Annotated in this window: 1 protein-coding gene; it reads left to right on the top strand. The window is 67.8% G+C overall.

Features of this window, described 5'->3' with window-relative positions; genetic code table 11:
* On the top strand, positions 1-210 hold a 210-nt coding region (locus D1614_RS25870; protein ID WP_162304626.1), incomplete at its 5' end, for a hypothetical protein.
* Positions 211-230 lie beyond the last annotated feature (20 nt).

Genomic DNA, 230 nt, shown 5'->3' on the forward strand with positions numbered 1-230 from the left:
CTCAACAGCAAGAAGTACGCGATCTACGTGCGGGTGATCGCCGGCGAAGGCGACGGTCCGCTGATCTGGATCGACGCCAGCGGCCATATCCATGTCGGCCCCGGCGATCCCTCGCCCCAGGTCGCCAAGGAGATCCAGGCCGGCGTCGCCCAGATCCAGGCCGGTGTCGAACACGCCCTGCGTGCGGCGGGCCAGCAGGTTCACGCCTGACGGGCGTGGCTGGTTTTTGC

Source organism: Maribellus luteus, assembly GCF_003576475.1.
GTDB classification, from domain to species: Bacteria; Bacteroidota; Bacteroidia; order Bacteroidales; family Prolixibacteraceae; genus Draconibacterium; species Draconibacterium luteum.